At 75.0% G+C, this 13,780-nt stretch carries 12 protein-coding genes; 8 read left to right on the top strand and 4 right to left on the bottom strand.

The window, feature by feature from the left end; genetic code table 11:
• Window position 1 precedes the first annotated feature (1 nt).
• From ACFU9E_RS18695 to ACFU9E_RS18680, 4 genes are all read left to right on the top strand, one after another.
• Window positions 2–862 (top strand): ABC transporter permease, encoded by an 861-nt coding sequence (locus ACFU9E_RS18695; protein ID WP_380681873.1) that lies wholly within the window; start codon window positions 2–4, stop codon window positions 860–862.
• Window positions 859–2,529, top strand: a complete 1,671-nt coding sequence (locus tag ACFU9E_RS18690; RefSeq protein ID WP_380681872.1) for a dipeptide ABC transporter ATP-binding protein — start codon at window positions 859–861, stop codon at window positions 2,527–2,529. Before ACFU9E_RS18695 ends, ACFU9E_RS18690 begins: the two co-directional genes overlap by 4 nt.
• Window positions 2,526–4,862, top strand: a complete 2,337-nt coding sequence (locus tag ACFU9E_RS18685; RefSeq protein ID WP_380681871.1) for an arylsulfatase — start codon at window positions 2,526–2,528, stop codon at window positions 4,860–4,862. Before ACFU9E_RS18690 ends, ACFU9E_RS18685 begins: the two co-directional genes overlap by 4 nt.
• Before the next feature lie 69 nt (window positions 4,863–4,931).
• Entirely contained in the window at window positions 4,932–5,567 is a 636-nt protein-coding gene (locus tag ACFU9E_RS18680; protein ID WP_380681870.1) for a 4'-phosphopantetheinyl transferase, read from the top strand.
• 131 nt (window positions 5,568–5,698) lie between these two features.
• Here the strand turns inward: ACFU9E_RS18680 and ACFU9E_RS18675 are convergent, their stop codons facing one another.
• Window positions 5,699–6,259 (bottom strand): response regulator, encoded by a 561-nt coding sequence (locus tag ACFU9E_RS18675; RefSeq protein WP_380681869.1) that lies wholly within the window; start codon window positions 6,257–6,259, stop codon window positions 5,699–5,701.
• A gap of 253 nt (window positions 6,260–6,512) precedes the next feature.
• Here ACFU9E_RS18675 and ACFU9E_RS18670 point away from each other — a divergent pair, with 253 nt between their 5' ends.
• The gene (locus tag ACFU9E_RS18670; RefSeq protein ID WP_380681868.1) at window positions 6,513–7,076 is read left to right on the top strand and encodes a hypothetical protein; all 564 of its coding nucleotides are present in this window, start codon (window positions 6,513–6,515) and stop codon (window positions 7,074–7,076) included.
• A gap of 28 nt (window positions 7,077–7,104) precedes the next feature.
• On the top strand, window positions 7,105–8,349 hold the full coding sequence (locus ACFU9E_RS18665) for a sensor histidine kinase (RefSeq protein WP_380681867.1): 1,245 nt from the start codon (window positions 7,105–7,107) through the stop codon (window positions 8,347–8,349).
• 36 nt (window positions 8,350–8,385) lie between these two features.
• Here the strand turns inward: ACFU9E_RS18665 and ACFU9E_RS18660 are convergent, their stop codons facing one another.
• Window positions 8,386–9,045: a hypothetical protein gene (locus tag ACFU9E_RS18660; RefSeq protein ID WP_380681866.1), complete on the bottom strand. Its 660-nt coding sequence runs from the start codon at window positions 9,043–9,045 to the stop codon at window positions 8,386–8,388.
• A 151-nt stretch (window positions 9,046–9,196) separates the two neighbouring features.
• Entirely contained in the window at window positions 9,197–10,153 is a 957-nt protein-coding gene (locus tag ACFU9E_RS18655; RefSeq protein WP_380681865.1) for a polysaccharide deacetylase family protein, read from the bottom strand.
• Between the two features lie 192 nt (window positions 10,154–10,345).
• Between ACFU9E_RS18655 and ACFU9E_RS18650 the strand changes: the two genes are divergently transcribed.
• Window positions 10,346–11,956 (top strand): CehA/McbA family metallohydrolase, encoded by a 1,611-nt coding sequence (locus ACFU9E_RS18650; protein WP_380681864.1) that lies wholly within the window; start codon window positions 10,346–10,348, stop codon window positions 11,954–11,956.
• Between the two features lie 278 nt (window positions 11,957–12,234).
• Window positions 12,235–12,678, top strand: a complete 444-nt coding sequence (locus tag ACFU9E_RS18645) for a hypothetical protein (RefSeq protein ID WP_380681863.1) — start codon at window positions 12,235–12,237, stop codon at window positions 12,676–12,678.
• Between the two features lie 281 nt (window positions 12,679–12,959).
• Here the strand turns inward: ACFU9E_RS18645 and ACFU9E_RS18640 are convergent, their stop codons facing one another.
• Window positions 12,960–13,574 (bottom strand): sigma-70 family RNA polymerase sigma factor, encoded by a 615-nt coding sequence (locus ACFU9E_RS18640; protein WP_380681953.1) that lies wholly within the window; start codon window positions 13,572–13,574, stop codon window positions 12,960–12,962.
• Between the last annotated feature and the right edge of the window lie 206 nt (window positions 13,575–13,780).

The following is a 13,780-nucleotide window of genomic DNA, read 5'->3' as shown; positions in this document are numbered from 1 at the left end:
GATGACCGCCCTGACCGCCCCCGCCCCGGCGCGCCCCGCGCGCACCTCCGCCCGCAACCGCTACCTCGCCGGGCTGCTCTCCGCCCGCGGGCTGACCGGGCTCGCCCTGGTCGGCACGATCGCGCTGGCCGGGCTGCTCGCCCCGCTGCTCACCGACCACGACCCCGACGCCCAGGGCCCGCTCGCGCTCGCCGGGCCCAGCGCCGGACACCCGCTGGGCACCGACGACCTCGGGCGCGACCTGCTCAGCCGGGTCCTGCACGGCATCACCACCGACCTCGCGCTGACCTTCGGCGCCGTCCCGGTCGGCGCGCTGATCGGCTGCTCGCTCGCCCTGCTCGCGGCCGGCCACCGCTGGGCCGACACCGCCGTCCAGCGGGTCTTCGACCTGGTGCTCGCCTTCCCCGGCATGATCCTGGCGCTGGCCGTCACGGCCGTGCTCGGCCCGGGCCGCTGGCCGGTGTTCATCGTCATCGCGCTCGCCGAAGTCCCACTGTTCGGCCGACAGTTGCGCTCCGGCATCCTGGTCCAGCGGGAGCGCGAGTACGCGCTGGCCGCCCGGGTCGGCGGCGCCTCCCGGGCCCGGGTGCTGCTGCGGCACGTGCTGCCGAACGCCGTCGACCCGCTGATCGTGCAGACCGCGGTGGCGCTGTCGGTCGGTGTGTTCATCGAGGGCGCGATGAGCTTCCTCGGGCTGGGCGTACGCCCGCCGGAGCCGACCCTCGGCTCGATCCTCAGCCAGTCCGTCGGCTACCTCGCCACCCATCCGACCTTCGCGGCCGCCCCGCTGGCCGCCACCACCGCGCTGGTGCTCGGCTTCACGCTGATCGCCGAGGCCCTGAACCGGGGAATCCGCCGATGACCACCAGCACAGCGTCCGACGACACCCCGCCCCGCGCCGACCGCACGGTCCTGCGGGTCACCGACCTCACCGTGGCCTTCGAGGGCACCACCGCCGTGGACGGCGTCGGCTTCGACCTCGCCGCCGGGGACACCCTCGGCCTGGTCGGCGAATCCGGCTCCGGCAAGTCCACCACGGCGCTCGCCCTGCTGCACATGCTCCCCGCCGGGGGCCGGATCACCGGCGGCTCGGTGCAGCTGGCCGGCCAGGACCTCGCCGCCCTGCCGGAGAGCGCCCTGCGCGCCGTCCGCGGACGGCGGATCGCCATGGTCTTCCAGGACCCGATGTCCTCGCTCAACCCGGTGCTCACCGTCGGCAAGCAGCTCGACGAGGCGCTGCGCGCCCACGGCAGGCACCCCGACAGGCGTGAACGGGCCACCCGCGCCGTCGAGCTGCTCGACCTGGTCGGCATCCCCGACGCCGCCGGGCGGCTGCGCGACCATCCGCACCAGTTCTCCGGCGGACAGCGCCAGCGCGTCATGATCGCGCTCGCGCTCGCCAACGACGCCGAGGTGCTCGTCGCCGACGAACCGACCACCGCCCTCGACCCGACCGTCCAGCAGCAGATCCTGCGCCTGCTCACCCGGATCAACCGGGAGACCGGCACCGCGCTGGTGGTGATCAGCCACGACCTCGGGGTGATCGCGCAGACCTGCCGCCGGCTGCTGGTGATGCGGCACGGCCGGGTGGTCGAGTCCGGCGCCACCGCCGAGGTCCTCGGCTCGCCCCGGCACCCGTACACCAAGCAGCTGCTGGCCGCCGTCCCGCGTCTGGAGGCGCCCTCGGCGGCCGCCGCCAACAGCGCGCCCGGCACCGAACCGCTGCTCACCGTGACCGGTCTGCGCAAGACCTACGGCGCGCGGCGGCGCGCCGTCACCGCGCTGGACGGCGTCGACCTGGTGCTGCACCCCGGCGAGACGCTCGGACTGGTCGGCGAATCCGGCTCGGGCAAGTCCACACTGGCCCGCGCGCTGGTCCAGGTGCACGCCCCGACCGGCGGCGAGATCCTCTTCCGGGGGCGGGAGTTCGGGCGTGGCGGCGAACGGGACGCCCGGCGCGAGGTACAGCTGGTCTTCCAGGACCCGTACGCCTCGCTCAACCCCCGGATGACCGCCGGGCAGATCATCGCCGAGCCGCTGATCGCCCACGGCCTCGGCGACCGGGCCGCACGCGCCCGGCGGGTCGCCGAACTCCTGGAGCAGGTCGGCCTCGATCCCGACAGCGCCGAGCGGCATCCGCGCGCCTTCTCCGGCGGCCAGCGCCAACGCATCGGCATCGCCCGGGCGTTGGCTCCCGAACCGAGCGTGCTGATCTGCGACGAGCCGGTCTCCGCGCTCGACGTCTCGGTCCAGGCCCAGGTGCTCGACCTGCTCGCCCGCCTGCAGCGCGAGCTCGGCCTCGCCCTGCTGTTCATCGCCCACGACCTCGCCGTCGTCCGGCAGGTGAGCCACCGGATCGCCGTCATGCACCGCGGCCGGATCGTCGAGACCGGCCCGGCCGACCGGGTCGTCACCGCGCCCGAACACCCCTACACCACCGAACTCCTGGCCGCCGTCCCGCGCCTGGACACCCGGCCCGCCGTCCGCACCGGCCGGCCCACCGCACTCACCACCCGGAGCACCGCATGAGCGCATCCCCCGACGCCCGGCCGTACCGCGATCCGTACGCCGGCTTCCCCGGCACCGTCGGCCGCACCTTCCGGGAGTCCACCCCGGCCTGGCCCGACCGGGTCCGCCCGCGCGAGGGCGCGCCCAACATCGTCGTCGTCCTGGTCGACGACCTCGGCTACAGCGACATCGGCCCGTTCGGCTCCGAGGTCCCCACCCCGGTCCTGGACAGCCTTGCCGAGCGCGGCGTCAAGCTCGCGAACTACCACACCATGCCGCTCTGCTCCCCCGCCCGGGCCGCCCTGCTCACCGGTCTCAACCCGCACCGGGTCGGCTACTCCTTCGTCGCCAACGCCGACCCCGGCTTCCCCGGCTACGGCATGGAGATCGCCGACGACATCCCCACCCTCGCCGAACTGCTGCACGACGCCGGCTACGCCACCTACGCCGTCGGCAAGTGGCACCTGACCCGCGACTCCGCCTCCAACGCCGCCGACCACCGCGCCAACTGGCCGCTGCAGAAGGGCTTCGACCAGTACTACGGCGTCCTGGAGGGCCTCACCAGCCTCTTCCACCCGCACCAACTCGTCCGCGACAACAGCCCGCTGGACATCGACGAACTCCCCGACGGCTACTACTACACCGACGACATCACCGACCGCGCCATCGACATGGTCACCTCGCTGCGCGCCCACGACGCCGACAAGCCGTTCTTCCTCTACCTCGCCCACAACGCCGTGCACGGCCCGCTGCAGGCCAAGCCCGAGGACCTCGCCCGCCACCGGGGCCGCTACGACGACGGCTGGGACGAACTGCGCGCCACCCGGTTCGCCCGCCAGCTCGCCGCCGGCCACTTCCCGCCCGGCACGCGACTGCCCGACCGCAACACCGAATCCGGCTACGAGGTCGGCCCGTGGAGCGAACTCACCCCCGCCCAGCGGCAGCTCTACGCCCGCTACATGGAGGTCTACGCGGCGATGGTCGACAACGTCGACCAGAACCTCGGCCGGCTGCTCGACACCCTCGCCGCGCTGGGTGAACTCGACAACACCATCGTGGTGTTCACCTCCGACAACGGCGGCACCGGCGAGGGCGGCGCCGAGGGCACCCGCAGCTACTTCAGCCGCTTCGTCCACCACCCCGGCCTTCCCGAGGACTGGAACCCCGACGTCGAACGGGAGGTCGAGCTGATCGGCGGCCCGCGCTCGCTGGTCCACTACCCGCGCGGCTGGGGCATGGCCTCCAACACCCCGTTCCGCCTCTACAAGGGCCAGACCCACGCGGGCGGCGTGCGCGTCCCGTTTGTGCTCTCCTGGCCCGCCGGCCTCCCGCGCGCCGAGGGCGACCCCGGCGTGCGCACCCAGTACCAGTACGTCACCGACCTGCTGCCCACCCTGCTCGACCTCGCCGGCCTGGAGCGGCCCGCGCGGCGCGGCGGCCAGGACGCGCAGTCCCTGGACGGCTTCACCTTCACCTCCGTCCTGCGCGACCCGGCCGCCGCCTCCACCCACCCCGAGCAGTACTGCGAGATGACCGGCAACCGCAGCTACTACCGCGACGGCTGGAAGCTGGTCACCCTGCACCGCCCCGGCGCCCCGTACGACGACGGCGAGTGGGCGCTGTACGACCTGCGCACCGACCCCACCGAGATCCACGACCTCGCCGCCGAACACCCGGACGTCGTCAAGGAGTTGTCTGCCGCCTGGGAGCAAGCGGCCTGGCGCAACGGCGTCTTCCCGCTCGCCGACGGCAGCGGTGCGCTCGCCCGCCGCCACCCCGACGACGCCCGGCTGCGCCGCCCGCTGCGCCTGCTCGCCGGCACACCCGAACTGGAGCGCTACCGCTCGTCGCGGCTGATCTCCTTCCGGTCCTTCGCCGTCGAGGTCGAACTCGCCCACCACGGCGCCGAGGACGCCGGCGTCCTGGTCTCGCACGGCGACCAGGGCGGCGGCTACAGCCTCTACGTCGAGGACGGCCGGCTGCACCTCGCCTACAACCAGTACGGCGAACTCTTCGAGGCCGACGCCGGCCCGCTGGCCCCCGGCGCCCGCCTGGTCACCGTCGAGGCGACCGCGGTGGCCGGCCTGCGCTGGGAGTTCCGCGTCCTGGTCGACGGCACCGAGACCGGCCGGCTCGGCCCCGTCCACCAGCTCATCGGCATGGCCCCGTTCCAGGGCATCAGCGTCGGCGTCGACCGCAGGTCCCCGGTCTCCTGGCCGCTGTACGAGCGCCACCGCTCCTTCCGCTACAGCGGCGCCCTGCGGGCCGTCATCTACCTGCCCGGCGAGCCCGCCCCCGACGACCCGGAGACCGTCGCCCGTGCGCTGCGGGAGGCCGCCGCCGCCTTCGAATAACCGATCAGTCAGCCGATCATCGCGCTATCCTCCGGAAGGCTCTTGTCGTCCGTCCTGTCCGGGGGAACAGTGATCAGCGAACTCCTTCCCGAAGCCGTCGTCGTCGAGACCGCCTACTCCGACCCGCCCGAGGCCCGCCTCGAACCCGAGGAGCAGGCGGTCATCGCGCGCGCCGTCGAGTCCCGCCGCCGTGAGTTCACCACCGTGCGCCACTGCGCCCGGCTCGCCCTCACCCGCCTCGGCGTCCCCTACCGCCCCCTGCTCCCCGGCCTGCGCGGCGCCCCCGGCTGGCCCGACGGCGTCGTCGGCTCCCTCACGCACTGCGCCGGCTTCCGCGCCGCCGCCGTGGCCGGCGCCGAGCACGTGCTCTCCCTCGGCATCGATGCCGAACCCGCCCTCCCCCTGCCCGAGGGCGTGCTCGACGCCATCGCCCTCCCCGCCGAACAGCAGCGCAACACCGCCCTCAGCACCGCCCACCCCGACACCCCCTGGGACCGCATCCTCTTCAGCGCCAAGGAATCCGTCTACAAGACCTGGTTCCCCCTCACCCAACGCTTCCTCGACTTCTCCGAGGCCGACCTCACCCTCCACCCCGACGGCACCTTCACCGCCACCCTCCTCGTCCCCTCCCCGCTCCCCACCCTCGCCGGCCGCTGGCGCGTCCACAACGGCCACCTCGCCACCGCCATCACCGTCCTGCGGTAGCGGGCCGCGTTCAGCCCGCGGCCGGTCCGCCACGCCGGCCGTGGGCGACGTGCGACTCCTTCACCTGCTTCGCCCAAGCCGGTCCCGAGCGGTCCGGAGGCCTCGGCCGATGACCTCCGCCACCGCGGCGGTCAGATCCAGCCGTGGCGGCGGGCGTGGTGGAGGGTGGCGGCGGGGTGGGGGGTGCCGAGTTTGGTGGCGGCGGTGGCGAGGTGGTGGTGGGCGGTTCGTGGAGGGACGGGAGTGCCGGTGGCGGTGAGGTCGAGGATGTCGATCTCGTCGGCGGTCAGGACGGTGGTGTCCGGGGCCAGGAAGTCCGGGTGGATGTAACGGGCGCCGGTGTGGACGGTGCGGGCGACGTGGGCGAGGTGGGCCGCCGAGACGCCGCGGGGCAGGAAGGCCCGGGCGCCGGCGCGCAGGGCGCGGCGCAGGTCTCCCGGGCGGTCGTGGGTCGTGATGATCACGGTCGGGCAGGGCGGCAGCGGCGCCCCGTCGAGGGCCGGGGAGCGCAGGGCCAGGAGGGCGACGTCGGCCCGCCGGCGGGCGGCCAGGGCCCTCGCGGCCGGGGCGGAGTCGGCCTCGGCGACGACGGTGAGCCCCTCCTCGAGCGCCAGGAGGGCCGCCAGGGCCTCCCGGCGGACGGGCTCGTCGTCGGCCAGCAGGAGGCGGAGGGCGGGGAGGCGCGCGGTCATGCCGTTCAGCCTTCCAGCCGCCCCGGGGTGGCGGAAGTGCGTGCACTCACCGAGGGTGCTGGAACTTCTCAGTGGCGGCCCGTGACAAATGTCATGACGGAACGTCACCCGAGCCGGGCGGGGCGGAGGAATCCGCAGGTCGGGGCAGAAGTGGGGCCGTGGGCTCATGCTCCTGGGACAAGGGTGGAGGGAGGGTGGTGGTACGTCGCCCGTCGGACTGGAGCACGGGCCGAGATGATCACGAGGTGTCACCATGAGTAGCAATTCTGTGAGCGAGGTTCCCGCGCTGGCGGTGACCGTGCACACGCAGGAGGAGGGCGGGGTGGCCGGCGAGCGGGTGGGGTACGGCTTGCTGACCAGTACGGAGACGGTGCTGGTGCCGGATCCGGTCGAGGCGCTGGCCAATCCGTGGCGGAGGTTCGTGGCCCGGATCTCGCGGTCACCGGGGGGCGGCGACGACGGGGTGGTGGTTCCGGTCGGCGGCGTCAGTGTGGCCGCGCTCGACGGCGACGGGATCACGGCCGCGGCGGCGGTGCTGACGCTCGTCTGGGCCGAGCCGTTCGGTGTGGCGGCCGTGAAGGCCACCCGGGCGCAGTTGGCGGAAGCCCTGCTGCGCAACCACGGTGACCAGTGGGCGACGTACGCCGAGCTGGGGTTCCGGGTGGTGCCGCCGGAGAAGGACGGGCCTCCGGACACCTGGTGGCTCGGGGCTCCCGACACCACCGTCGGGGTCGCGGGGAGCGCCGGCGTCTACGCGGGAGGCACCTGCTGCAGCAGCCGGATCTGCTGCAGGGCGCCGCAGACGGCAGCGGAGTGATGGTGGCGGTGGCGTGATGGTGGCGGCGGTGGCGCAGGGGCAGGCGCAGGCACAGGGCCGGGCGCGGCGGCGGGGGGCGGCGCGGTGGCTGCGGTCGGTGTGGCTGCAGGACACCGCGCTGGCCGTGGCGGCGGTCATTCCGGAGCTGTTCTACTTCGGCACCTTGATCGCCCCGTGGGCGGACTGGCAGCAGCGGATGTGGATGCTGCTGCTCGCCCTGGCCGAGGTGCTGGCACTGGTGCTGCGGCGCCGCCGGCCGCTGGCGGTGTTCGCCGCCGTGTGGGTCATCGCGATCACCTCCGACCTGCTGTCGTGGGCGAACACCGTCGACTACACGCCGTGCTTCGGCCTGCTGATCGCCCTCTACACGGTGGCCGCACAGTACCGGCGGCCGGTGGCGCTGGGCGTCCTGGTGGCGAGCCTGATCCCGATGGGGATGGCGATCGCCGAGACGATCGGCGACTACGAGGGCCCGCTGACCACCCCCGTCCTGGTCGCGAACATCGCGTTCTACGCCCCGGTGACGCTGGTGGTGTGGGGGTTCGCCCGGTGGAGCCTGGCGACCAGGACGGAGGCGGAGCGGCACCGGCAGGAGGTCGCCGAGGCGCGGTTGCGGGTGACCCAGGAGCGGGTGCGGATCGCGCGGGAGCTGCACGACATCGTCGCGAACGCCGTCGCGGTGATCGTCATGCGGGCGGAGACGGCGCGGGCCACGGCGCTGGAGGATCCGGCGTGCTCGGAGGCGTTCGCGCACATCGAGGACCTCGGGCGCTCGACGATGGCCGAGCTGCGGCACATGCTGCGGCTGCTGCGCGGCTCGGAGGCGGCCACCGAGGACGGCTACAGTCACGGGCTGGGCGATCTGGATCAGCTGCTGGCGGACGTCCGCAAGGCCGGCGTCCGGATCGCGCTGGAGGTCCGGGGAACGCCGCTGCGGGTCGACGACAGCGTCGGTCAGACGGCCTACCGCCTGGTCCAGGAGGCCGCCACCAACATCACCAAGCACGCCGGCCCGGGGACCCGCGCGGTCGTGCGGATCACCTGGGACCGGGCGCTGCTCATCGAGGTGGTGGACGACGGTGCGGGGCGCCCGCCGGACGGGGAGCGCGAGGAGGGCCAGGAGCTGTCGACCGGGCACGGGCTGCTGGGGCTGCGCGAGCGGGTGGCGCTGTACGGCGGGCTGCTGAGCGCGGCCCCGTACGGGCCCGGGTTCCGGGTGGCGGCGGCGCTGCCGGTGTCCACGGCGGCCGGCCCGGCAACGGTGCCGCGGTGACGCGGTGAGGCGGCGGCCGGCTCCGGGACCGGCGGGTCAGCAGCCGAGCCGGACCTGGGCGGCGCGGCGCAGCGTTCCGGCGGCTTCGGTCCGGGCGCAGCGGACGATGCCGTTCTCCACCGACCCGTACGTGATGAACGTCCCCGTGGTGCCGCTGCCCGGGACGGCGCTGACCCACTCGCCGGTGTCGGGGCCCGTCCGGACGCAGACGTACTTGACGTACTCGCCCAGGACCCTGCGGGTCCCCCGGTAGAGGCCGTAGCGGTCCGGCTGGTTGTAGCTCCATGTGGTGGTGAGGGGGAGGCTGCTGGTGGACGAGGTGGTCTTCTGGACCGGGAAGCCGACCCAGGCCTCGGCCTTGAGGAGGATCTCGCTCTCCGCGGCGGTGATGTTCGCGTTGCCGTCGACGGAGGTGGTCACCGGGGCCACCCGGGGCAGGACGTCGGTGCGCGTCCCGGATCCCTCGCCGACGACGACCATCGTGAGGTAGTCGGTGACGATCGGGTCGACCTGGGTGTGGATCACATCCACCCAGGGGGCGTCCACGGCGGGGTTGCAGCTCGACCGCAGCGAGCGGGTGTCGGCGTGGGCGGTGGCGGCCCCGACACCTCCGAGTTCCAGCAGGGCCAGGGCCGTCACGGCGGCGGCCGCGGTCGCGGCGGTGCGGCGGTGGCGCGGGCGGTGGGCGGGGGTCATCCGTACTCCTCCGTCGGTCGTGAACCGGCCGGGCGCGGGCGCGCCCGGGCGGACGTGCGCGGGGGGTGCGTCACGCATCCTCACCGGGACGACGGGGGCGCCGGTATCCCAGATTTGTTGGGTGGTTCGTTCCTTCCGGCGGAACGTCCGCCTACCGGAAGGCGTCGGAGAGGCGGGTGAAGGTGCGACCGGCGGCCAGCAGGGCGGGGAGGGCGGCGGCGACGCCGCGGGCGGTGCCGGAGGCGGGCCGGTTCATGTGGGCGATGACGATGCCGCCCGGCTCGGCGTCGGCCAGCTCCCGCTGGACCTGGGCGGCGGGGAGGGTGGCGCCGCCGTCGGCGTTGGTGCTGAATCCGGCGATCCGCTGGCCGAGGTCGGCGGCGATGCGGGTGGCGACATCGTCGTAGTGGGCGGTGCCCGAGCGGAAGAAGCGGGGCGGGCGGCCGAGGAGGGCGGTGAGCTTGGCGAGGTTGCCGGCGACCTCGTCGTAGACCTCGCCGGGGTCGCGGGTACCGGCGATGCCGTAGGCGGAACGGCCGGTGACGGAGAGCGGGCGGTGGGCGGTGCCGTGGTTGGCGATCTCGAAGAGCGGGTCGGCGGCGAGGTTCGCGAAGACCTCGGGGTTGGCGTCGATCCAGCGGGCGTTGAGGAAGAGGGTGGCGGGGACGGCGTGGGCGCGGAGGGTGTCGATCAGCGCGGCGTCGTAGCCCGAGCCGCCGGAGCCGCCGCAGGCGTCGAAGGTGAGGGCGATGGCGCGGGCGGCGCCGGGGAGGGCGGTGAGCACGCCGGGGACGTCCAGGCCCCAGCTGGTGGGCGCGGCGGCGGCGTAGCGGGTGGTGACGGCCGCCCGGGTGGGGAGGGTGGTGGCGGGCGCGGAGGCCGGCGGGGAGGCGGGTGCGGAGGCCGGTGCGGAGGACGCCTCGGCGGAGGGGGAAGGGGTCGCGGAAGGAAGCGGGGAAGGGGCCCCGGACGGCGACTCCGACGGGGACGGGGTGATCGGCGGTGGGGTGGTCGGCGGTGGGGTCGGCGGCGCGCCCGGAGTGGGCGCGCAACCGGCCAGCGCGGTGCCGGCCGCGGCCGCCAGGAGGGTCCGCCGACTGAGTGCCATGAGAGCTCCGCACCTGTCCGTCCGTCAGAGATCACCGATCCACGCCCCTCCATTCAGGGCCTCCGCGCCCGTCCGTGCAAGCCGACGCGGCCTTCACGGGGCTGCCGCACGGCCGTGGGGCCCGGCTCACCGGGGGTTCACCGGGGCGGGTACGAGACTTCGCTGACATCCCGGCGAGAGCGGAGGCTTCCGATGGCTGAGGACATGCACGAGGACGGCACGGCGCGGCCGGCCCGACGCGGATTACTGGCGGCGGGGGCGCTCGGGGCGGTGGCGGCGGCCACCGCGACCGCGGGCGTCGCCCGGGCCGCCGACGGCGGGACGGCCGACGGCGCGGCGGCCGACACCACGGCGGCCGGCGGCGCGGCGGGCACCGAGCGGACGATCACCCTGACCGGCAAGCTGCCGACCGGCGCGCCCGACTTCGTCCACCTCCCCTTCGACGTCCCCGGCGGCGTCCGCGAGATCGCCGTCTCCTACCGGTACGACAAGCCGACCGTCCCGCCCGGCACCCCGGGCAACTCCTGCGACATCGGCCTCTTCGACGAGCGCGGCACCGAGCTCGGCGGGCGCGGCTTCCGCGGCTGGTCGGGCGGCTCCCGCACCGAGTTCACGGTCAGCCGGGAGCAGGCCACGCCCGGCTACCTGCCCGGCCCGGTCCGCCCGGGCCGCTGGCACGTGGTGCTGGGGCCGTACCAGGTGGCGCCGCAGGGCCTGGAGTACCGGGTGGACGTGACGCTGCGGTTCGGCGCGCCCGGGGGCGAGTTCACCCCCGCCTACCCGCCGGAGCGCGCCCGGGGGCGCGGGCGGGCCTGGTACCGGGGCGACTGCCACCTTCACACGGTGCACTCCGACGGGCGCCGCCGGCCCGCCGAGGTGGCCGCCGGCGCGCGCGAGGCGAAGCTGGACTTCATCGTGTCGACCGACCACAACACCACCTCCTCGCACGGCGTGTGGGGCCCGCTGGCCGGCCCGGACCTGCTGATCGTGCTCGGCGAGGAGGTGACCACCCGCAACGGCCACTGGCTGGCGCTGGGCCTGCAGCCGGGCCAGTTCGTCGACTGGCGCTACCGCTCGCGCGACGAGGCCTTCCCCCGGTTCGCCCGCCAGGTGCGGCGGCAGGGCGGCCTGGTGGTGCCGGCCCACCCGTACTGCCCGTACGTCGCCTGCCAGTGGAAGTTCGGGTACGAGGACGCGGACGCCGTCGAGGTGTGGAACGGCCCGTGGACGTACGACGACGAGTCGGCCGTGGACACCTGGGACGCCCAGCTCGCGGTGGCGCTGCGCGACGGGCGGTCCTGGCTGCCGGCGATCGGCAACAGCGACGCGCACAGCGTCCCGCAGGTGATCGGCTCGCCGCACACCGTGGTCCTCGCGGAGGACCTGAACCGGGACGCCGTGCTGGCGGGCCTGCGCGCCGGCCGCAGCTGGCTCGCCGAATCGGCGGCGGTCCAGCTGGACTTCACCGCGACCGGCAACGGCCGGCAGGCCGGGATCGGCGAGGAACTGGCCGTCCCGGCGGACGCGCCGGTGGATGTGCGGCTCGCCGTCTCCGGGGTGCCGAACGGAACGGTGCGGTTCCTGACCGACGAGGGCCAGCTGCACCAGGAGTCGCTGCCGGCCGACGGCGCGGGCACGGTGGTGTGGCGCACCACGGCCTCGCTCGCCGCGTTCGTCCGGGCCGAGGTACGGCACCCGAAGGCGGACGGGACCCCGGGCCGGGGCAACTCCATGGGCCCGGACCTGCCGTGGGGGCCGATGGCGGCGCTGACCAATCCGATCGTGCTGCGGGCCCGGAGGTAGCGGGGAGGCGGCCGGGAAGCGGGGGGACGGCGAGGGGACGGCGGGAGGTCCGGGGAGGGGAGGACTCCGGGGTGTGCGGTGGACTAGGTTGATCTCCGACAGCAGTCAGTCGATATGACGAGACGGTCGGCTGTCCGTCGTATGGCCGGATTTGCCCGCGCGCTCCGGCCGTCCCGCCCCGGCCCCCCGTCCGTCCCCGGCCCGTGAAGGGATCAGCAGCTGTGAACCGTACGACCGTAGGTGGGCCGGAGCTCGGGGGCGGACGGGGGGCGGGCAGTGTGGTCCTCCTCTCCGACCCGGCCGCCGGTGCCGGGAGCGGCGCGGTCGCCCCGCTGGTCGCGGACGCGCTCTTCCCGAGCGTCCACCTGCGCGCGGAGGACTTCCGGCGGGCGGTCCGGCAGGGCTACGTGGAGGCGGACCGCCCGGAGGCGCGGCGGCAGAACGTGACCGCGCTGGCGGCCACCGCGCAGGCCGCGTTCGCGTTCGCCTCGGGCGGCTACCAGGTGGTGGTGGAGGGCTCGGTCGCGCCGACGGCGCTGGACGCCTTCCGCCGGGAGAGCCGGGCCACGGGGGCTGCGCTGCACTACGTGGTGCTCAACGCGGGCGCGGTCGCCGGGAGCGCGGTCGCGGAGGCGGACGGCGCTGCCGGCGACGACCCCGAGGCCACGGCCGACACGGTGCTGGCCGGGCTGCGGCGGGGGGCCTACCTGCTGGGGTGGTGACCCGGCGTGGAACGCGGAAGGCGGCCCGCCGGTCCGGGGGTGACCGGCGGGCCGCCGCTGCGGCCGGTCGCCCCGGTGTCCGCCGCTCCCACAAGGGCGGAGGCCCGGGCGACCGTTGGCCCGGCGCTCGCACGGGGGACGAGCGCCGGTGGCGGTGCCGCCACCCTGGACTACGGGCGGCGGGGCGGGAACGGTTCACTCCGTTCCGCTTCCGCGCTCTCGCGGACGCCCTCACGGACGCATTCGCGGACGCATTCCCGGGCGCCTTCGCGGGCGGGCCGTCAGCTCGCGCCCGCCATGCCGTGGGCCTCCAGGATCGGCCGCAGGGCGCGGACGGCGTAGAAGTTGCGGGACTTGACCGTGCCGACCGGCACCCTCAGCACCTGGGCCGCCTCCGCCATCGACCGGCCGTTCATGTGCAACTCGACCAGGACGTCCCGGTGGTGGGGCTGGAGCTCGGCCATCGCCGCCGCCACGTCCTGGGCGACCAGCACCTCGTCGTACGGGTCGTGGGTACCGGCGTGGTCCTCCGGGGCCTCGTCGGCGACCTCCTGGGCGCGGGCGGTCTGCATCCGGTAGTGGTCGATGGCGATCCGGCGCGCCACCGTGAACAGCCACGGGCGGCTGTGCTCGGGGCCCCGGTGCATGGCCGCCGGGTTCTGCCAGGCGCGCAGCAGGGTCTCCTGGACGATGTCCTCGGCCTTGCCGCGGTCGCCGCTGGTCACCCGGAGCATCGCGCGCAGCAGGTAGCCGCCGTGCAGCCGGTACAGCTCGGCGAGGGTGTCCTGGTCCAGGGTGGGCCGGGCGGAGCGGTCGGGCCGGGTGGCCGCCGGGGCGACGGGCCCCCGGGCGTCCTCGGTGGTCGTCCCGGCGTGGGCGGTAGCGTCGATGGCCACGGCTGTTGAGCCCCTTACGACATTCGTCATTCGTCGGCGCCCCGGTCGTGGTTCGGGACCTGGGGCGATCGCTGTCTCGGCGCGCGGGGGCGGGCCACGGCGGGCGGGCCGCTCTCCCGGGCGCTGCCACGCTCGCAGCCGCCGCCAACGGCGGGCCAACGCGAGGGCGCCGACGACGTTGGTGCGACGTTGGGGGCGCGTTCGAG

The organism is Kitasatospora sp. NPDC057595 (genome assembly GCF_042800875.1).
Lineage (GTDB): Bacteria > Actinomycetota > Actinomycetes > Streptomycetales > Streptomycetaceae > Kitasatospora.
The sequence above is the reverse complement of the archived record's forward strand: the minus strand, read 5'-3'. Positions and strand labels throughout refer to the sequence as shown.